The sequence below is a fragment of the Mucilaginibacter auburnensis genome (genome assembly GCF_002797815.1).
Classification (GTDB): Bacteria; Bacteroidota; Bacteroidia; order Sphingobacteriales; family Sphingobacteriaceae; genus Mucilaginibacter; species Mucilaginibacter auburnensis.
This window is the reverse complement of the sequence record NZ_PGFJ01000001.1, coordinates 337,297-358,590: the sequence shown is the minus strand read 5'-3', so window position 1 is coordinate 358,590 and position 21,294 is coordinate 337,297. Positions and strand designations below refer to the sequence as shown.

Sequence of the window (21,294 nt, the reverse complement as noted above, 5' to 3'; positions counted from 1 at the left end):
AAAACTGTGCATTGACATAAAATAAAAAGTGCTGTTGATAAAAATCAACTAACCCCTAATACACCCTATCTGTCTTTACTGGTTTGGTTGCGGATACGGCTCAGGGTTTCTTTGGTGATGCCGAGGTAAGAGGCGATCATGCCTTGCGGTATGCGGGTAAGCATTTGCGGGTATTGCTCAACAAAACGCTTGTACTTTTCTTCTGCGCTTGAACTGATATTGGTGTGGATGCGGTTTTGAACGGCAATAAAACTGCGGTGCAGCAGGGCGTTCACAAAATCGTTGAGGGCGGGTATTTCCTTGCACAATTTTTCAAACACCGGTTTGGCTATCAGGAAAACTTCTGAATCTTCTAAAGCATCTATGTTATACAGCGATGTTCCGCCCGACTCATAACTTGCCCTATCACCGGCCCACCAGTTTTCCAGGGCGAAATGGATAATGTGCTCATTGCCTTTCTCATCAACCGAATAGGTGCGCAGGCAGCCTTTTAAAACAAAGCAATTGTATTTCCAAACATCACCCTCCTGCAACAGGTACTGCCGTTTGCGCACTTTTTTGATGTGGCCGGCGGCAACAATTGTATCAATGTCGCTTTCGCTGAGTTGGCTTTTGGTTTTTAGGTACGTTTTAAATACTTCAATCACTGCTATGCTTTTGATGCGGATCAAAGATATTGTTTTGGAGGACTTTAAAGGCCTTTTAAAGGCCTCTTTCTTATGACATAGCGCATGCGCTAGCATACTATTAGCGTTGAAATACACGCGTGCTCTAATAGTACTATGTTAATATTATAAGTCTGCTTCTTGTGATTGCAATGTACTATCTGATGCTTTGAGGTGCTTTATAGCCCTTTCTTTTAATTGCTTCTTTATGTAGTCTTTATTTTTTCCTTGCCTTTTATTAATCTTACTTAAGATTTTATCTTCTAATCCCTTATCAAGTTTTTGCATGCGTAGGTCTACATAGACTATTCTTGACCATCTGACATTAAGACCAGGCACATTTAAAAAGTCTATTAAATACATACTGTCTTTTAAACGTGTAGTTAACAAGTAGGCTAAACAATATTTCGTCATATCGCTATATGTTTCACTGCCTTTAATTTCTGAATATGCACTATTTAAATCCTCGATATTTAAATGCTTTGTACTAAGATGGTTAAGGAAGATATCTCGAAGTTGAATTGTGAAATCTATTGTCGTTAACCAATAAGTTATTCCAGATTCTTGTTCAGAGTCATTCTCTAACAATTGCGTATAAAATAGATCAAAATTATGCAAGAGAGATAACAGAATCTTATATTTAAGATTTCTTGATATCAAGTGATTTGCTTGTAAACATCTTGATATTAGTGAAAAGTATTTATAGGATTGATTAAAATTAGAAGCGACATTTTTAGTATATAGTTCTTTTATAAACTTGTCGCGTTTAGGTTGTTTGCCGCAGTAGAAAATCATTGTATTTTCCCACCAGTCCGAAAAGAAATTTTCGTTCAACACTGACTCATTTGAGTCATCAAATGCAACACTGGCAAAATACTCTTGAAAAGTAAGATGATAGAAATAAAACTCATTTAGATGCTCATCGTATTGAATGAGCCCTTGTCTGTCTTTAAGCGAATCTATAAAGCCAGATATATCTTTTAGATCTTTAAAGTCATATTCGCCTTTTATTTCTTCCAAAAGAGTGGATAAGTTAGATTCCGTTATAGACTTTTCGCCTTCACAATGCATTTTTGAAGCTATCATCGCCATGATTTGCCTCGCTTCTTCATACTTATATTGAGAACCTAATCCTTTGCTACTGTCCCATCGTTCAAGGTAATAGTCAGTGAATTTATTGTATAATTCTGTAATATTTGCAGGAAGTTCTGATAAGTCTATTTGATCTTCTCGATAAAGTATTGCCATCAGCGTTAGAGCAAGCGGCGTCCTAACTAGCTTATTAGTTAGAAGTCCATCTTTTAACGCATTCACAAAATGATTAGATTTACTTACATCATTAGGAATAAGTTTTTTAACGAGTTTAAACGCCTGTCCTACGTCAAAGGGAAGTAATTCAACTTTTTCAAACGAGTTTAGTATTTCGTGCTCTTGAATAAAATTTCGGTCTCTTGAAGAAATAATTAATTGTACATTGAAGTTTTTATTGAAGCAATCTGCGTCAATAATTTCATTCGAAACTTTCAATTTTGAAAATGGGTCTGACAGTAATTGTTTTGCGATTTGAAAGGCATCATACTTTGCTTTTTTGTCCTTTTTAAAAGAGTCCTCCTGAACCTGTAACTGAATTTTTAGTTGTAAAACATTTTCTAAAATGAGAGATTTAACTTTAGGATCTTTTATTTCATCCAGCCCGTCGAATAATAATATTAGCTTGGAAAATTTTGTAAAATTTATTGCCTCGTTAGTCGCCGCCGCATATTGACTTTTTAAACTTGAAAGCAAATCAACATTTTCTTTTATTGAAGCAAACTCCCAATAAAAGACAGCAACGGGCTTTTCATAATTTTCGTTTAAAGCGTTAATTCCGATCCGCTTCAATAAAAGGCTTTTCCCAGATGTAGGTAGTCCGTAAACAAAAAAATCTTTATGGTCACGACCAATTATTAGAGAATCATCTAATTCCTCTGTACGTTTGACCGCCTTTACATCTTCGTCATATTTTATGTAGGTTTCTTTTTTTTCTTGAAACCTTTGATATGATGTCTTTACGCTTACATAGATATCATTTATATCTTTAATTGATAAACCATGGAACAACTCTTTTGTATTTTCAACTTTGGATAAATTATGGATTTGAGAGTTCTTGAAATTATTAATGGCCATTTCATAGTTGCTCAAAAAGTCGTCTTTGATGTAATTTTCAATTTCCTGAGTCAGTCTCTGATAATTCCATATTTCAACATTCGATAGAAACTTAGGTAGTATTGTATTTTTAAGTATAGATTTCACTTGTGGCGAAACCGTCCCGTTTATTACTACTAAAACTTCGGATATTGTTATGTTTTCACCTTTGTCGTTGACAAAAGGATGGTCAAAGGCCAATTTAATTTGACGCATTACTTCTCCACCATCTTCGAAGTCGGTTTGTCCAGAATCTTTATTCTTGACTACAACAGCAGTGTATCTATCAATTCTCTTTTTACTATCGTGTTCTCTGAAGACCAAGTCCTTGCCGTATTCATGGATTCCATGCGTAATTTGAACGTCTTGGTAATCCATTTTAGCAAATAGTTGTTGCAAATAAGGGAACAAAGTAGTTTCTTTTCTGCTCTCTTTGATGGTTCTTAGTTTATCCTTAACAGTGAAATGGTTCATTATGATAGGTTTTATTTGCTAAAGTATTATTTAAATACAAATTTTCTGAATCATTTTTTTAAATGATGCTTCTGATTTAGAGTGCTTCAGTCTACTATCAAGTATATCATGCGTTAGTTGAATTAGCCCAAATGCGAGACGGTGTATTAATATCGCTTTATTCAGTATTGTGCTTAACCACCACGTTCCCTTTTCTCCCCCAAAATCCCGACCTTTGCAGAATAATAAAAAGCATGTCTTCAGCGCCAGGAAAAAAAATCACCGAGAAAGAAAATCTGCATCCACGCAATGTTCACCGTGCGGGGTATGATTTTAAGCAACTGTGCAAGGGCAGTCCGGCTTTAAAAAAGTTTGTATCGGTAAACCCCTACGGCGATGAAGCCATTGATTTTAGCAACCCCGAAGCGGTTAAAGCTTTAAACAAGGCGCTGCTGAAACAATATTACGGGGTTAACCATTGGGATATTCCAGAAGGTTACCTGTGCCCGCCCATACCCGGCCGCGCCGATTATATCCACTACGTTGCCGACTTACTGGCCGAACTGAACGGCGGCGAGGTGCCCACCGGCAATAAGATACAGGTGCTGGATATTGGCATGGGCGCCAACTGTATTTATCCGCTAATTGGCAGCAAGGTGTACAACTGGGAGTTTGTGGGTACAGATATTGACCCGGTGGCTATCAGTTCGGCAGAGAACATTGCGGCCATGAACCCCGGGTTTAAGGATAAGATGGAGTTCAGGCTGCAGAACAACAAGTCGCACATATTTGCCGGCATGGTTAAACGGACCGAGGGTTTCGACATCAGCATGTGTAACCCGCCGTTCCACGCGTCGTTACAGGAAGCGCAGATCTCAACCGCTACCAAATGGAAAAAGCTGGGCTTTGACAAACAGGCCTCGGCCCTCAACTTCGGCGGACAAAAAAACGAGCTGTGGTGCTATGGCGGCGAGGCGGGCTTTATCCGCCGCATGGTGGAGCAAAGCACCGTAGTGGGGCAACAGATACTATGGTTCAGTACGTTGGTATCAAAAAAAGATACGTTGCCGGTTATTTATAAGTTGTTGAAGCAAGTAAACGCACTGGATGTACGCACCATCACCATGACGCATGGCCAAAAAACAAGCCGTATTGTAGCCTGGACCTTTTTAACCCCGCAGCAACAGGTGGAGTGGAAGAACAAGTTTTGGTATGATTAATAGTTGGAGCAAAAGGGGCTAACCCCTCCCTGCCCTCCCGAGGGAGGAATATCTAAACTCTGCTTAGGACTAACGAAAGTTTGTTACACAAGACACGCGCAAAACGCAGGTTTTACAATTAATTGTAAATAAATTATTTAATCAAATTCTACAGCTAAAATTCCTGACGTAAAAGTTGTTGCATGCTGTTACAGGTCGTTTTCCTACCTGTTTGAAATAGAACTTATTACCCACTAAACCTGTTACAGGCGTTACAGCTATTACATCTATTTTTGTGAAACAAACGCACGCCGGCGCACCTACTCCACAACTGTTTATATTAATGTGAAAATATAAATTTGCAATACCTCATTTTTTCTATCTTTGCATCCCGACGCTGTAGTCGGGAAAATCCTGCCTCGGCGCATAGAATCAGTTAATAGTTGGTGGTCAAATCCATCAGCCATAGCCACAAAAAAAGACTATGCCAAAAGACAACTCCATTAAATCAATCCTCATTATCGGTTCGGGTCCTATTATTATTGGTCAGGCCTGCGAGTTTGATTACGCCGGTTCGCAAGCCGCGTTATCGCTAAAAGACGAAGGTATCAAGGTTTCTATCATCAATAGCAACCCGGCTACCATCATGACCGATAAGGTTATTGCCGACCATGTTTACCTGCTGCCGCTTGAGCCGGAAAGCATTGAAAAGGTTTTACAGGAACAGCAAATTGACGCGGTACTGCCTACCATGGGTGGCCAAACCGCGCTTAACCTGTGTATTGCCTGCGCCGAGCGAGGCATCTGGGAAAAATACAATACCAAAATTGTAGGTGTTGACCTGGCAGCCATCGAGAAAACCGAGAACCGCGAGGCTTTCCGCCAACTGATGGTTGATATTGGTGTGGGTGTGGCTAAATCAAAAATTGCCAACTCATTTTTAGAAGGTAAAGAAGCCGCGCAGGAAATTGGTTTCCCGCTGGTTATTCGCCCAAGCTACACGCTGGGTGGTAAAGGCGCAGGCTTTGTGCATAAAAAAGAAGATTTTGACCAGGCTTTGAGCCGTGGTTTACAGGCATCGCCAACCCATGAGGTTTTGGTGGAGCAAGCGGTATTGGGCTGGAAAGAGTATGAGTTAGAGTTGCTGCGCGATGGTAACGACAACGTGATCATTATCTGCTCTATCGAAAACTTTGACCCGATGGGCATCCACACCGGCGACTCGATAACCGTGGCCCCGGCCATGACCCTAAGCGACCGCTGCTACCAGGAAATGCGTAACCAGGCCATCAAAATGATGCGTGCCATTGGTAACTTCGCGGGTGGCTGTAACGTGCAGTTCTCGGTTAACCCGGCTAATGAGGAGATCATCGCTATCGAGATCAACCCAAGGGTATCGCGCTCATCAGCTTTGGCATCGAAAGCTACAGGTTATCCTATCGCTAAAATTGCAGCCAAACTGGCCATAGGTTACAACCTTGACGAAATAGAAAATCAGATCACCAAAACAACATCGGCTTACTTTGAGCCAACGCTTGACTACGTAATTGTTAAAATACCACGCTGGAACTTTGATAAATTTAAAGGCGCTAACCGTCAGTTAGGTCTGCAAATGAAATCGGTAGGTGAGGTAATGGGCATAGGCCGCAGCTTTATTGAGGCCTTGCAAAAAGCTTGTCAGAGCTTGGAGATCGGTCGTGCCGGTTTAGGTGCTGATGGCCGTCAAAGCCGCAACCTGGAAGAAATTATGCACAGTCTGGAAAACCCAAGCTGGGACAGACTATTCCATATCTACGATGCCCTGAGCCTGGGTGTGCCAATTGAGTCGGTACGTAAAGCTACTAAGATAGACCGCTGGTTCCTGAACCAGATCATGGAAGTGGTAACATTAGAGAATGAGTTGCGCCGCTACTCATTAAACAACATCCCGCAAGACTTCCTATATACCCTTAAACAAAAAGGATTTTCAGATCAGCAGATCGCTTATATATTAACCAACACTACCGAGGAGCAGGTTTACCAGCGCCGTAAGGAGTTGGGCATCCGTCGCGTGTACAAAATGGTTGATACCTGCGCTGCCGAGTTCCCGGCTAAAACACCTTACTACTACTCAACTTACGAAGGTGAGAACGAGTCGGTAGTGTCCGATAAGAAAAAGATCATTGTATTAGGCTCTGGTCCAAACCGTATTGGTCAGGGTATAGAGTTTGATTACAGCTGCGTACACGGTTTGTTGGCCGCTAAAGAATCAGGCTTCGAGGCTATCATGATCAACTGTAACCCCGAGACCGTATCAACCGACTTTAACATGGCTGATAAGCTGTACTTTGAGCCGGTGTTCTGGGAGCATGTGCGCGAGATCATTGACCTGGAGCAGCCTTACGGTGTGATTGTTCAGCTGGGTGGTCAAACTGCGTTGAAAATGGCTGAGAAAATGCATGAGCATGGCATTCGCATCATTGGTACATCGTTCCCAGATATGGATATTGCCGAGGACCGGGGCCGTTTCTCAGACCTGTTGAAAGAATTAGAAATTCCATATCCAAAATATGGTGTTGCCGAAAGCGCTGAAGAAGCTTTGGAGGTTGCACATCAGGTTGGTTACCCGGTACTGGTGCGCCCGAGCTACGTATTAGGCGGCCAGGGCATGAGCATTGTTATCAACGACGAAGAGTTGGAAAAAGCGGTTGTTAGCCTGTTGAAAAACCTGCCGGGCAATCGTGTATTGATCGACCACTTCCTGGATAGAGCAGGAGAGGCGGAATCAGATTCAATTTGCGATGGCGAGGATGTGCACATCATTGGTTTAATGGAGCACATTGAGCCGGCCGGTGTTCACTCTGGCGACTCGTACTCCGTATTACCTCCGTTTGATCTGAAAGAAGAAGTGATCAAAAAGATGGAAGAGTACACAGAGAAAATCGCGAAAGCACTTAATGTTAGCGGTTTGCTGAACATTCAGTTCGCTATCAAAAATGATAATGTGTATGTGATAGAGGCTAATCCGCGTGCATCACGTACGGTGCCTTTTATCGCTAAAGCTTATGACGTGCCATACATTAACATTGCTGCTAAAGTTATGCTGGGAGTAAACAAACTGAAAGACTTCACCATTGAGCGCAAATTATGGGGTTACGCTATTAAGGAACCTGTGTTCTCTTTTGATAAGTTCCCTGAGGTAGAAAAACAACTGGGCCCGGAAATGAAATCTACAGGTGAGGCTATACGCTTTATTCCTAACCTGCAGGACCCTTACTTCAGGCACTTGTACAAAGAGAAGTCAATGTACCTGAGCAAGTAGTGATTTGTCAGCAGGGTGTTAATATTCACCGAGTTAGCTCACCCTGTTTGCCATTTGTTTAATTTTGTAGAAATTTTTTAAAAAGAGATATGATGTACCCGGAATATTTGGTAGCCCCTATGCGGGAAGAGCTGACCAAAGTTGGTTTTGAAGAATTAAAGGATGCCCAGGCGGTAACCAATGCTATTGAAAGCGAAGGCACCGTGTTTGTTGTGGTTAATTCTGTTTGCGGATGCGCTGCCGCTAATGCACGCCCCGCTGCACGTATTGCAAGTCAAAATGCAAAACATCCTAACAAGCTGGTAACCGTTTTTGCAGGTATGGAGAAAGAGGCTGTTGATAAAGCGCGTAATTATATGCTGCCTTATCCGCCATCGTCGCCGGCAATGGCTTTGTTTAAAGATGGCAAGCTGGTTCACATTATTGAGCGCCACCAAATTGAAGGTCGCCCTGCGCAAATGATAGCAGACAACCTGATCAATGCGTTTGACGAGTACTGCTAATCAGCATTAAATAATAAGAAAAACCGGTATGAGTTTCATGCCGGTTTTTTTGTTCTGCATACAATTAGCTACCTCTGTAACATTTTTATTATTTGAGCGTCTTATTGATTGAATATTTAACAAAAAAAATCGTTAATTCGCTCATTAACTGATCAATTAATACATGAAAAGAAACATTGTTCCCGGCTTATTAGCCGGTATGTTCCTTGCGGGTGCGCTGTTACAACCAGCCGTTGCCCAGCAGGCCGCGCCACAAGAGGCTGCTTCAAAAGTTTACCGCGCAACTTATCCCCGCATTAATGATCTTATCCACACCAAACTTGATGTGCGCTTTGATTACAAAAAGCGTTACATGTATGGTAAAGAGTGGGTAACCTTAAAACCGCATTTTTATCCAACCGATACTTTAAGGCTTGATGCTAAAGGCATGGATATTAAAGCCCTTGCTGTAGTAAAAGATGGTAAAAACATTCCCCTTAAATACAAATATGATAGCCTTACGCTGGCTATTACCTTAGATAAGGTGTATCGTAACAACGAAAAGTATACCATTTACATTGACTATACTTCAAAGCCTAACGAGTTAAAAGTAAAAGGCAGCGCGGCTATCAATGATGCTAAAGGTCTGTACTTTATTAACCCGGACGGTACCGAAAAAGATAAACCAACGCAGATCTGGACGCAGGGCGAGACAGAAAGTTCATCAGCATGGTTCCCTACCATTGAAAGCGGTTCGCAAAAAACTACAGAAGAGATCAGCATGACTGTTCCTGCTAAGTATGTAACGCTGTCAAACGGTAAGTTAACTGCGCAAAAGGCCAATGCTGATGGTACCCGTACTGATACCTGGAAAATGGACCTGCCGCATTCACCGTATTTATTTATGATGGCTGTTGGCGACTTTAAAATTTACCGCGACAAATGGCGCGACAAACCGGTTGATTATTACCTGGAGGCAAAATACGCGCCTTATGCGAAAGATATTTTTGGTTTAACGCCTGAAATGATGGAGTTCTTTTCAAAAACATTAGGTGTTGATTATCCGTGGAACAAATACGCACAGATAGTGGTACGCGATTATGTGAGCGGTGCAATGGAAAACACTACGGCTACCTTGCACGGCAGTTACGTACAGGCCACCAAACGTGAGTTGATGGATACTTACTACGGTCAGGGTCCAAGCACTATAGCGCATGAGTTATTCCACCAGTGGTTTGGTGATTACGTTACCGCTGAAAGCTGGAGTAATCTTACCGTAAATGAATCATTTGCTGATTTTAGCGAGACCTTATGGGCCGAATACAAATACGGTAAAGACGAAGGTGCAGCGCACATTCACCAGGACATGATGAACTACCTTCGTTCTCCTGATGCTAAAACCAAAAATCTGGTACGTTTTTATTATGATGATAAGGAAGATGTGTTTGATGTAGTTACCTACCAAAAAGGTGGTCGTATTTTATATATGCTACGTAACTACTTGGGTAATGAAGCTTTTTATAAAGGCTTAAATATTTACCTGAAAAGCAATGCTTTCAAAGCCGGTGAGGCACATCAGTTGCGTTTAGCTTTAGAAGAAGCAAGCGGTTTAGATCTGAACTGGTTCTTTAACCAATGGTATTACGGAGCCGGACATCCACAATTAAACATCAGCTACAAATGGGATGCAGCTACAAAAACACAAACTGTTTATTTAGCGCAAACCCAAGCCGGCGATGCCTTTATTTTGCCAATGGCCATTGATATTTATGCCGGTGGCAAAAAAACACGTCACAGTGTTTGGATGCGCAGTAAAGCCGATACTTTAACTTTTACATCAGCAGTAAAGCCTGATCTGGTAAATGTTGATGGCGATAAAGTGTTATTGGCCGAAAAGAAAGACGCAAAATCATTAACAGAGTTTGCTTTCCAGTACGCTAATGCTCCATTATACCTTGACCGTTTGGAGGCTATACAGGCAGCAGCAGCGGCGCAGAGTGAAAAAGAGGCACAAGGTATTTTAATTGCCGCACTGAAAGATAAATATTATGGTTTACGCGCTACCGCTATATCGGCCTTGAACATGACCAATGACCAGGTACGTAATGCAGCGCAGCCAATTTTGGTTGAGCTGGCACAATCAGACCCTAATACAATTGTGCGTGCATCAGCAATAGGCGTGTTAGGTCGCCTAAAGGCAGCAGGCATGATGAACCTGTTTAAAGATGCACTAAAAAGCGAATCATACGCTGTGCAAGGTTCTGCGTTAAGCGCAATTAACCAATTGGATAGCCCACAAGCATTTCAGTTAGCCAAAGGCTTTGAAAAAGATAACAAAGGGGCGCTTACTGCAGCCATTTTAAATATTTATGCTTTGAACGGCAGCGATGCCGAGTGGCCGTTTGTTTACGAGCAATACAAAGAGGCAGGCGCGCAGGTTAAATATAATCTGGCCAAATCAATAGGCACAATGGCGGGTAAGTTAAACAGTTCAGCTTACGCACAGGAAGCTATTGAGGCGCTTAAAGAGTTTGGCTTACAGTACAAAGCTCAAATAGGCCCCAACATTGTAACTGTAATAGAAGGCGTAAAAGCGGCTCGTACGCAGAAAAATGATACAGCATCAGTAACAGCAGCTGATGCAGCAATTAAAGCTATAAACGCTAAATAAGCAAACAAGCTATAATTAAGGAGAGGCATCTGTCAGACAAATACAGATGCCTCTTTTTTTAAATCTATTTTATCTGCAACAAAGGAAACTATATGCAATACAACTTTTTCCATTTCCTTTTGATTCAGATTAAAATTGTGGTTGGTGTTTACATAGTCAAGTTTTATAGTATTTGATAGCGAGTAGTTGTGGTGAACACCAAGCCCGCCGTAAACATCGTTTATTCCCTGAAGGATCAGGGTTGGTGTTTGCAGTTCTTTTAGATGCATATACCTTATTGGCTCGTCGGGCTGGTGGGGGTTTTTAAAAGGATAGCCCATGCATATAACTTTTTCTATACACAGTTGGTCGGCCAGCATGGTTGCAATTCTGGCGCCGGCAGATCGGCCCAATAATATAATTTTAAAGCCCTTTTTCTGAAGAAGTTTTACCTGCCGTATAAGTTGTATGCACCTTTTGTCGAATTCACTTTTCCCTATTCCTTTAATATAACTGGGCCAGGCTAGCGGTCTGCGCAGTAAAAAAAACAATTTACTTCGCCTGCTTAAGTTGTCAAAAAGCAAAACCTCATGATTTGGCAGGCCTACATTTAATGAAAAGATATGGTCAAATAGACCGGTCAGCTCTGATGTTATCTTTAAAATTAATTCATAGTCTTCCCTGGCGTTGCTTCGCTCAATAATGATCAACGCTGTTTTACCGTTCATACACACTATTCCCCTTTTTTAACACATGTTTCTGTAATGGCTGTGCGGCGGGTTGCGGTGTAAACTACCCCGTTAACCATTTCGTAACCGGTTGAAACGCTTTGCGCATAGCGTTTTATAATTAAGCCGGTATTGTTATCTATTACTATAGTGCCGTTTTCGCGGGTGTTAAGTGATTCGCCCAGCTTAGAAGCCTTATAGGTAATAGTGATTGTTCGTGGGGTGAGCGCATATACGGTGAAGGTTGTTTGTGCTTTAGGTGTTTTGTCTTGCCATGTGTAACCCTTTTTCAAATTAACATTAGGCGTAAAACTTGTTAAAAAAGGTACTACCGTACCTGCCTTGAAATACTCTGCCTGAATACCGGAAAAAGAAACCAGGGTATCATTCAGCTTAACCGGAGGTCGGGTAACTTTGATCTCTCCTTTGTTGTCAACATTAAGTTGAAGGGTGGCTTTCGCCAGGTTCTGCAAGCCCAACTGTATCATAGAGCTGGGGTCGGCTTGTTTTGCGGAAGAATAGATAAAAGATTGATCCATCGCATTTATCGTATCAACCAGTTTTATTGTTGATACGGCCAGGACAGCACCCAGTAGGTTAGCATCGGTAACTTTATAGGATCTGACGAGTGTTGATGCTGAACTTACGTGCAGTGTTTGAGCGCCGCGCTGTAACACACAATTAGACCGTACAAGCACTTCGCGCTGATAGTCTTCACCCTTTTTAAACTTATTTTGCGCGCTTGAAACTATGCTTACCGAAATAAACGTAACAGCCAAAAAGTACTTTAAACCGGTGTTCTTCATTTGGGTCGGGTAATGGTTAGTTTAAGTTTACACTTTCCGGTACGCCCGGGGTTTTCCACAAAATAGTTGCTGCCGGCGGAGGCGTTAACTGTGTAGGTTGTGATACGGCCGGCATCAATGGAAACAAGCCGTTATTAGTTGTTACAGAATTTGCTGAGCCGGTTGGCATTTGCGGCGGTGCAGGAAGCTCGGGCGCAGCAGGCATTGGCACAGCAGCAAGGGGGGGCTCCGGCGCATCCTGCATGGTTCTATCAGGCATCTGTGGTGTTTCCGGTGCTTCCGGAAGCGGGGTGTCGGGCAGGGCAGCTATCATTTCGCTTGCAGGCTGTTCTGGTTGATTAGTAGCAGGCGGAGTTGTGCTAACTGGAGCAAGCTCGGGCACTGAATATGGCGCAGCTGGCTGAACGGTAGCTGTAACATCACTAATTCTTAAAACAGCCGTGCTCCGGCTGCCTGCTCTTCCTTCAGCATCGCCTTTGGTTATTGTGCCCGGCGCTAAAGGCGGCGGCACATTCCAATCAGATTGGTTAGCTACTTGCGCGCGTGAAACATTCGTTATAAAGCAAAAAAATAAGACCGCAAAAAACGATACCATAGGCTGGTGCCGGCCCGGTAACATAATTTTAAAAAGCAATTTTATATTGGTTGATCTCATTATATTCTTTTGATAGACAGCGGATAACAGACTACAAACGAGGCATTCACCCTGTCTGATGAATAGCGGGTTAAATTAGTTAAGCCAATGCCAACAGCCAATGGGTTGTCAAATGGCTTAAGGCCAAAAGAGCACCCCAGGTTCATGCCCGACCATTCTACATTAAAGTTAACCTTTTTGAGTAACTCGTATGATAGCGTTGCAAAAACCGCTGTTCCCCTTGAACCTCGTCCGGCTTCAATATCATAAGGACTTTTACGGTAAAATCTTCCTGTACCGATGCCAATTGTATAAGTAAGCTTTGAGCTTCCGGGATTCAGATCAGACGGTAATGACTGAATGGCATGGCTAAAGGCAAAGTACACCGTAGCCCCGGGCGAATCAGTAATAAATTTGTCGGCAAACAATTGCATAGCTCCGGCAGATATGCTGCTGCCGGTTAGTACACGCCTGCTTACAGATATATTACCGGAAAAGTTACTTACGCGCGAAACGTCGGCGGCGTTAACACTTAATGCAATATTTACTGCCCTTTCCGGATCGCCAAAACAAAAACCGGCAAATGAAATAAAATCGGGCTTTCGCATGTACGGCTGCCAGTAATTGCCGCCAATACCGCCAAAAATATAACTCCCGTAACCACCCCAGCCAGATGGTGCTGTTAAGCTTTGAAGCACCGGGTTTGGTAAAATTTCATCTGGAACAGTTTCAATTGGCGCCAAAAGCTCATCCATATGTGCTTTTAGCATATCCTCAAATGTGCTTTGCGCTACGCCTATTTTATTACAAAGCAAAACAATAGCAATAACAGCGTAAATGATCCGCATCTTCTTGAAAAAACAAGATGTTAGTTGGTTAACCATTGGTTGCTTAGGGGCGTATTTTATGTAAATATATTAATCTGTTTATATTATGTTAAAGCTTTTAAGTGCAGCATTTTATAATTGTAAAGGTAGAGCTTAGGCTACCGCCTTAAAATACCACCCACCTTGTATTGTTCACCTTTTTTTATCGCCCTAAACTTGCATTGTCAATACATCGCAACCTTGGTTGCATGTAAGATTAAAAGTTATTACCAACAAAAATTTACCTTATGAAAAACATTTTAGATTACCTGATTTACTGTGTCCCTGTTGCTTGCATTGCCTTATCGCGTATGTATTTGTTACGAAAACGTCAACTCGAGGGTTCAGGCAAAATACCCGATATCATCACCGCGGAAAACAGAAGAAAGCTGTTTTTTGCCTTATCCATCATCAGTGCGTTTGTTATAATAGTTCTGGTTTAAAGCCCTCCATCTACCTTTCAAAGCCGTGAATTATCGCGGCTTTTTTTATGCCCGTTTTTTGAAGAAAGCTTTTTACTATATTTAATGTGCAATATATCCCGGATATGAGATACACCCTTTTGGTTTGCTGTTTTTTGGCGTTTATACCTTGCCGGGCTCAAAATATTGATAGCTTGAAAAAAGCACTATTAGCTGCAAAGGCCGAAACAAAGGCATCAACACTGCATGAGTTGGGTGAAAGCTATCTAAGCATTAAACAGCGTGATTCTGCTGCTCAATACTTCAATAGGGCTTTGGCGTTTGCCACAAGGTACAATGATAGCCCCACAGCTATAAAGGCGTTTTCTGCCCTTGGTTTTATTGCTGAAGCAAATAAAGATTACACCAATGCCATTGATTATTACCGGCGGGCCTATGATATAAGTGACTCTGTACGGATCGCGAAAAAGGCTAAAGACAATACGCCGGAGGTATATAGCAATAATTTTATGATGGACGTAATGGGGAGCATTAAACAATCTGCCCAAACAACCGAACAAATATTAAAAACCATTGCCGACAAAAAAGCGCTTAACGATACACTCGCCTTAAGTATAAATTATTTTAACCTTGGCTTGTTATACAAAAGCCGGCAAATGTATGATAAAGCATTAAACGCGTTTAAAACCAGTTTGGATTATGCGGGCCAAATCAACTACGCCGAAATGCAGTTAAGTGCGGTAAATCAGATTGCCGACCTTTACGAGTTTAACGGTGAATACTCGGAAGCGCTGACATACTTAAAAAAGCGCGCGGAAATAAATACGTTGCTTAATTCGCCGAAAGCCAAAACTGCCGTTGAGTTGCAGGCTAGTATGGATAAGCGCGAAGCAGAACTTTTGCACCAGAAACTGGAAATAACACAACGAACATACTGGATAGTAGGCATTTCTTTATTAGTGGTTTTGTTGCTCGTTATCGGGTTGATTTATTACCGGCAAACGCAATTGAGGCAGCGCAATATTGCCATGCAGGCCATTATTGCCACAGAGGAAAGCGAGCGCCAGCGGATTGCGCGCGATCTGCACGACAGTGTAAGTCAAACCATGTCGGCAGCTAAAATTAATCTAAGCATAATTGGCAGCGAAATGACCTTTAAAGACGAAGAGCAACGCCTTCGCTTTTACAAGGTTGTTGGCATGGTTGACGATGGCTTTAAAGAAGTGCGCACCATATCACACAACATGATGCCCTGGGCATTGCACAAAACCGGGCTGTCAAAAGTGATCAGTCAGTTTATTGGTAATATAGAAAACGGCACCATCAGCTTTAATTTTTTTAGCAGAGGATTTGACGAGCCGTTCAATGATCAGCTTGAACTTATACTTTATCGCGTTTTGCAGGAAAGCGTAAATAACGTAATTAAGCACGCCGGAGCTAACAGGGTAGATATAGCCCTGATAAAAGATGAGAGCAGCATAAGCCTTACCATTGAAGATAACGGCAAAGGCTTTGATGCCAGCCATCCTGATTTTAAAGCAGGTATGGGTTTAGGTAACCTGCGGTCGCGCATCAACTATTTAAAAGGTAAGGTCGAGGTTGATTCGCAACCTGGCAGAGGAGCGTTGGTATCTGTTTATATTCCGCTTAACGCTTTATAAATTATATTGCAGAATGAACTTGGTCAGCTCTACGGGGTTTTTCAGGTGGAGTTTTTGCATAATATTCTTTCTGTGGGTTTCAACTGTATAAATGCTTAAAAAAAGCTTGTCGGCCATTTGCTGGTTAGTGTAGTTTTCTTTAATAAGCTGTAGCAGCTCCATCTCTCTTTTAGTTAGTTGAAATTGCTTTAAAAACGGATCGGGCTCATCAAAGTTATTATGTGCAATTTCAGTAGCTTTTTGCGGAAAGTACGTGCCACCTTCAACTACCGAATGCATGGCACTTAACAGTTCGGTTTTGTCAACATTTTTAAATAAATAGCCATATGCTCCGCCTGCCTTAGCTTTTTCAATGAGCTGCTCCTCATTATAGGTGGATAGCATGATCACCTTTATTTTAGGATGATAGGCTTTTATGCGTTTAAGGGCCTCAAGGCCATTGATGCCGGGCATATTAATATCCAGCAAAATAAGTTGCGGTGAGTGCGTATTAAGCAAACCCATTAATTCTTTTCCGTCAGCAGCAACATCAAGTATTTCAATATCTGGCTCATTTTGCAGCAACATGCGCAAGCCATTTATAAATAGCGTGTGGTCATCTGCTATAATAACAGATAGTTTTTCAGTACCCATAATTGTGTTTAATAATTGGTTGTAAAACTATTACCAAGCGATGCTACTAAAAATACCAATCTGTTTGTATTGTAGTGGCCGGCAGTCGCCCGTAAAATTGTGTTAATAAAAGTAAATAAAACCAGCCCTTTTGCATACGGCTAATAACCGGTTACGCAGGAGGTATTGTAAACTTTAATGGACCCGCCATGACACTATTAGCCACCCTTATTGTGATGATACTTTGTATCACCTCACTTAATCATTCCAGTCACGAACGTATACATATTTACGGTAAAAGAACACGACGAAAACCTGTTGCAAAATAACAACCTTTAAACCCTGCATCTGCCAATGCTACTGAAACCAATTTTAGCCATAGTTATAACATGTTGAGAAACTACAAATTAGTCATATCAAAGTCTGATTAAAGGAGAAGTTTAATGATTGTTTAATTGCCCGAAAAAAACAGCTTTTATTTAGGTATTTTTGATGTACCTGTAAAGCTATCGCCATGAATTTTCAGCAATTACTGCATGAGATAAAACAATACACTTTAAATTACTTTGAAACGCATGAAGACGCTACGCTCATTTACCATGATATTGAGCATACCCGCCGTGTAGTGCAGCAAACCGCCAATATTGCGGATCATTACCAGTTAAGCGACGAAGATTACTTTGTGGTAATGGCAGCCGCGTGGTTTCATGACCTGGGCTACTTTGTAAACAAGACCGAGCACGAAGAGAATGGTGCCCGCATGGCTGCCGAGCATCTTCAGCGTTTAGGTGTGGATGAAGCTGTAATTGAAAAAATTAAAGGCTGCATACTGGCAACCAAAATGCCACAACGTGCTGTGGGTTTACTACAGGAGATTGTTTGTGATGCAGACCTTTTCCATTTAGGCACTGAGCAATTTGCTGATCGCAGCAAGCTATTGAAGAAAGAAATAGAAGCGATAAAAGGTATTAAAATTGACAAGAAAACATGGCGCGAGAAGAACATAGAAATGCTTCGGTCGCACCAGTATTATACAGATTTTGTAAAGTTGCAGGTGAAAGATCAATACGAGAAGAACCTGCAAAAGCTGCTAAGTAAACAGCATGAAGAAGGGCCTGAGCCTATTCAAAAAAGCGATTCGGCTATTGCTCCGCAATTTGTGGCTACGGGAGAGAAGAAGGCAAAAGCCGACCGGCCCGAACGGGGTATAGAAACCATGTTCCGCATAACGTCAGGCAATAACCAACGCCTGAGCGACATGGCCGATAATAAGGCGCAGATACTCATCACAGTAAATTCAATCATACTTTCGGCCATTATAAGTTTGGTGTTAAGAAAGTTAGATGAAGCCGCGTTCTTAACCATACCAACTTTAATATTGCTCAGCGTAAGTTTAGCATCCATGATATTCTCCATACTGGCTACCCGCCCGGCCATACCAAGTGGCGTTTTTACGCAGGATGATATTGATAGCAAACGTGTAAACTTGTTGTTCTTTGGCAACTTTTACAAAATGCACCTGGAAGAATATGCTGCCGGGATGCAAAAGGTGATGGACGACAAAGAGTTTTTATACGGCACGCTGGTGCGCGATGTTTATTCTCAAGGTGTAGTGCTGGGGCGTAAATATCGATTGTTAAGGGTTGCTTATAATGTATTTATGTTTGGGTTGATCATATCTGTATTGGCTTACATCATAGCGTTGATAATCAACAATCATTTGTCATAACGCCGCGGCATCATGAAAAAAGATCATTTTTACAACCGTGATCTGAGCTGGCTTAGCTTTAACGGGCGGGTATTGCAGGAAGCCGCGCGCCCCGATGTGCCTTTGCTGGAAAAGGTTAATTTCCTGGCTATATTTTCATCTAATCTGGACGAGTTTTACCGGGTGCGCATGCCTGTACTGATAGCCATGGATAAGCTGGGTAAGTTTGCTGATGAAGAACTGAATCCATTATTACAGGCACGGCAGGTTATTATGCGCCAGCAAAATCTGTTCGGAAGCATTTTTCGTGAAGAAATATTGGCTGGATTGGCGAAGCATGACGTTTGCTTGTTGTTTAATGAAGAACTACCGGCAACTATACTTCCACAAATTACTGATTACTTCTATAGCCAGGTTATGGCTTTCTTGCGCCCGGTAGACGTATTAAATGATAACCACTTCGAGCCGAAGAACAACGAGATTTATTTTTTGGTGACCTTGGCGGCCGGGAAAAAAGAACAGGTATTTGCGTTACAGGTACCATCAGAACTTCCACGGTTTTTTAAGGTAAATGCTGCAGATAAAACGTACATCGTTTTTTTAGACGACATCATTAAAAATAACCTTGATAAGCTTTTTAAGGATGTTGAAATTACAGGCTATTATTCGTTCAAGATAACACGCGATGCCGAACTGGAATTAAAGGATGAATATCCCGGCGACCTTTCGGAACAAATAGAACAACAATTGCAACATCGCGATGAAGGCATAGCTACACGTTTTTTGCACCAGCCGGGCGTGCCCTTGCGTACCCTGCAACTGATTGGCGAGCGGTGGAACATTGCATCTGCGAGCTTTGTAGAGGGTGGAATGTACCATAACTTTAAAGATCTTTCTTCACTGCCGTTAGATATTAAGGCGCTTAAGTACAGCAAATGGCCCACCGCTGCCAGCGTTATTAACCGTGACGAAGATCTGTTTAGCCAGATAGAACGGGAAGATATTTTAGTTAATACGCCTTATCAGCCATACGATGCCATATTGCGCTTTTTTAATGAGGCATCGCAGGATAGTAATGTAATAGAGATAAATATTACGCTGTACCGTGTAGCACGCGACTCGCGCATTATACATGCGTTGATCAACGCCGCCTTAATGGGTAAAAAGGTTACAGTGATGGTGGAGTTGAAAGCGCGCTTTGATGAAGCTAATAACATCAAGTGGGCCAAGCGCATGAAAGCCGCAGGGGTGAATATTATTTATAGTATAACAGCCCTAAAGGTTCATGCTAAAGTAGCATTGGTTAAACGCATGGTTGACAACCGTGCCAAGTATTACGGACTGCTTTCTACCGGTAATTTTAACGAGAATACCGCCGCTTATTATACAGACCATATCCTGATGACGGCAAATGGCGATCTGCTCAGAGAGATGGAGCTGCTATTTTTATTTCTGGCCAAACGGCAAAAACCGCAACCGCAAGACCAGGGCGTGTTCAGTAATTTGTTGGTAGCCGGGTTTAACCTACAGCAGCGCTTTTTAGAAATGATTGACAGGGAGATGGCTAATGCCCAAAAAGGATTGCCGGCTGCTGTCACCATCAAATTGAATAACCTGGAAGAGCGGGTGCTTATAAGTAAATTATATGAAGCCTCAAGAGCAGGTGTTAAAGTTTCGCTGATTGTGCGCAGCATATGCTGTTTAATTCCGGGACAGCCGGGCATGAGTGACAATATCACCATAAAAAGAATTGTAGACAGGTACCTGGAGCATGGTCGCATATTTATATTTCACAACAATGGCAACCCCGAAGTTTTTATGGGATCTGCCGATTGGATGAACAGGAACATTTACCGGCGTATTGAAGTTTGCTTCCCTGTTTTAAGCAGTAGCTTAAAAGAAGAAGTAATTGCAATGGTTACCCTTCAATTACAGGACAATGTAAAAGCCGTTTGGCTGAATGATAAGATAGAGAATATTGCGGTAACAGGCGGAGAGCCAAGCGTTCAATCGCAGCAGGCTATCAGTGACATGTTGAACCATAAAATTTTGCAGGCATGAAAAACAGGAGCATTTATTGGTGGTGCGTATTAGGCTTAATGCTGGTATTTTCTGGTATGGCCTGTATTGAAAAGCCTGCGGTAAAAAACCCGCCTGGGTATGATCTGACAAAGCCGGTAAGATATAACATGCCGGATGGCTTGCTGGAAATATCGGGCATAGCTTTATACCATGGCCGTGCTGACTCCATTTATGCCGAGCAGGATGAAGATGGACGCATATACTACCTTAAACCAGGTGATGGTAAAGTTGCTCACTCCAAATTTGCAGGCCATGGCGATTACGAGGATATAGCGATTATGGGTGAGCTGCTTTATATACTGCGTAGCGACGGCGTTATATTTACGTTTCCGTTCAAACAAGTGCAGAGCGGCAACATAGCCAATGTTAAGGAATTGAAAGGCCTGCTACCCGCCGGAGAGTATGAGGGCATGTGTGTCGATGAAAAATCTAAACAGCTTTATGTGTTGTGCAAAAGCTGCAAAGGCAACAATGAAAAGAAGGTAGGAGCGGGTTACATTTTCAATGCCCTACCCGGTAACGGTTTGAAAGCATCCGGCAACTTTACCATCAACGTAAAAGATATAGAAGCGCAATTGGGCAAAAACAAAATGACGTTTCGCCCATCGGCTTTGGCTAAAAACACCAAAACTAACGAGTGGTATATTTTATCATCTGTAAATAAAGCGCTTGTTATTACCGATGTCAACTGGCAGGTTAAGGCAGCTTACCCACTTAACCCATCACTGTTTATTCAGCCCGAAGGTATGGCGTTTGATAACCAGAATAGCCTGTACATATCTAACGAGGGCGATAAGTTAACGCCGGGTACTATATTAAAATTCATTTACAAGAAATAGAG

The 21,294-nt window shown here is 42.1% G+C and carries 16 protein-coding genes; 9 read left to right on the top strand and 7 right to left on the bottom strand.

The genetic code is table 11. From position 1 onward, the window contains the following. Nucleotides 1–65: 65 nt before the first annotated feature. Together CLV57_RS01560 and CLV57_RS01555 are read right to left on the bottom strand one after the other, a co-directional pair. A complete protein-coding gene (locus CLV57_RS01560) occupies nt 66–671 on the bottom strand; it encodes a Crp/Fnr family transcriptional regulator (protein WP_211290012.1) in 606 nt (201 codons plus the stop codon). Nucleotides 672–791: 120 nt separating this feature from the next. Further along, complete coding sequence (locus CLV57_RS01555; protein ID WP_100339608.1) at nt 792–3,323, bottom strand: NACHT domain-containing protein; 2,532 nt, start codon at nt 3,321–3,323, stop codon at nt 792–794. Between the two features lie 233 nt (nt 3,324–3,556). On the opposite strand from CLV57_RS01555, the gene rlmF reads away from it, so the two are divergent. From rlmF to CLV57_RS01535, 4 genes are all read left to right on the top strand, one after another. After that, a complete protein-coding gene (gene rlmF, locus CLV57_RS01550; protein WP_100339607.1) occupies nt 3,557–4,522 on the top strand; it encodes a 23S rRNA (adenine(1618)-N(6))-methyltransferase RlmF in 966 nt (321 codons plus the stop codon). A 463-nt stretch (nt 4,523–4,985) separates the two neighbouring features. After that, nucleotides 4,986–7,802, top strand: coding sequence for a carbamoyl-phosphate synthase large subunit (gene carB, locus CLV57_RS01545; RefSeq protein WP_100339606.1), 2,817 nt, complete (start codon nt 4,986–4,988; stop codon nt 7,800–7,802). Nucleotides 7,803–7,894: 92 nt separating this feature from the next. Beyond that, complete coding sequence (locus CLV57_RS01540; protein WP_100339605.1) at nt 7,895–8,305, top strand: BrxA/BrxB family bacilliredoxin; 411 nt, start codon at nt 7,895–7,897, stop codon at nt 8,303–8,305. Between the two features lie 163 nt (nt 8,306–8,468). Further along, nucleotides 8,469–10,955 carry a M1 family metallopeptidase gene (locus CLV57_RS01535; protein ID WP_100339604.1) on the top strand — a complete coding sequence of 829 codons (2,487 nt, stop codon included), beginning with the start codon at nt 8,469–8,471 and terminating at the stop codon, nt 10,953–10,955. 32 nt (nt 10,956–10,987) lie between these two features. On the opposite strand, the gene CLV57_RS01530 is transcribed toward CLV57_RS01535, so the two are convergent. Genes CLV57_RS01530 through CLV57_RS01515 form a run of 4 tightly spaced genes read right to left on the bottom strand, consistent with a single transcriptional unit; the run spans nt 10,988 to nt 13,950 of the window. Next, complete coding sequence (locus CLV57_RS01530) at nt 10,988–11,662, bottom strand: alpha/beta family hydrolase (protein WP_100339603.1); 675 nt, start codon at nt 11,660–11,662, stop codon at nt 10,988–10,990. 5 nt (nt 11,663–11,667) lie between these two features. Continuing rightward, entirely contained in the window at nt 11,668–12,468 is an 801-nt protein-coding gene (locus tag CLV57_RS01525; protein ID WP_100339602.1) for a hypothetical protein, read from the bottom strand. 16 nt (nt 12,469–12,484) lie between these two features. Then, nucleotides 12,485–13,063 (bottom strand): hypothetical protein, encoded by a 579-nt coding sequence (locus CLV57_RS01520; RefSeq protein WP_169927051.1) that lies wholly within the window; start codon nt 13,061–13,063, stop codon nt 12,485–12,487. A gap of 59 nt (nt 13,064–13,122) precedes the next feature. Continuing rightward, complete coding sequence (locus tag CLV57_RS01515) at nt 13,123–13,950, bottom strand: hypothetical protein (protein ID WP_157799030.1); 828 nt, start codon at nt 13,948–13,950, stop codon at nt 13,123–13,125. A gap of 266 nt (nt 13,951–14,216) precedes the next feature. Between CLV57_RS01515 and CLV57_RS01510 the strand changes: the two genes are divergently transcribed. Then, nucleotides 14,217–14,411: a hypothetical protein gene (locus CLV57_RS01510; protein WP_100339599.1), complete on the top strand. Its 195-nt coding sequence runs from the start codon at nt 14,217–14,219 to the stop codon at nt 14,409–14,411. Between the two features lie 173 nt (nt 14,412–14,584). Beyond that, on the top strand, nt 14,585–16,051 hold the full coding sequence (locus CLV57_RS01505; RefSeq protein ID WP_169927050.1) for a tetratricopeptide repeat-containing sensor histidine kinase: 1,467 nt from the start codon (nt 14,585–14,587) through the stop codon (nt 16,049–16,051). Here CLV57_RS01505 and CLV57_RS01500 read toward each other — a convergent pair. Further along, on the bottom strand, nt 16,046–16,684 hold the full coding sequence (locus tag CLV57_RS01500) for a response regulator transcription factor (protein ID WP_100339597.1): 639 nt from the start codon (nt 16,682–16,684) through the stop codon (nt 16,046–16,048). The genes CLV57_RS01505 and CLV57_RS01500 overlap by 6 nt on opposite strands. A gap of 493 nt (nt 16,685–17,177) precedes the next feature. On the opposite strand from CLV57_RS01500, the gene CLV57_RS01495 reads away from it, so the two are divergent. The 3 genes from CLV57_RS01495 to CLV57_RS01485 are packed head-to-tail and all read left to right on the top strand — an operon-like array spanning nt 17,178 to nt 21,292. Further along, nucleotides 17,178–18,392 carry a Pycsar system effector family protein gene (locus tag CLV57_RS01495; protein WP_100339596.1) on the top strand — a complete coding sequence of 405 codons (1,215 nt, stop codon included), beginning with the start codon at nt 17,178–17,180 and terminating at the stop codon, nt 18,390–18,392. A gap of 12 nt (nt 18,393–18,404) precedes the next feature. Beyond that, complete coding sequence (ppk1, locus tag CLV57_RS01490) at nt 18,405–20,432, top strand: polyphosphate kinase 1 (protein ID WP_100339595.1); 2,028 nt, start codon at nt 18,405–18,407, stop codon at nt 20,430–20,432. After that, nucleotides 20,429–21,292 (top strand): SdiA-regulated domain-containing protein, encoded by an 864-nt coding sequence (locus tag CLV57_RS01485; RefSeq protein ID WP_100339594.1) that lies wholly within the window; start codon nt 20,429–20,431, stop codon nt 21,290–21,292. Before ppk1 ends, CLV57_RS01485 begins: the two co-directional genes overlap by 4 nt. The last annotated feature ends 2 nt before the right edge of the window (nt 21,293–21,294 follow it).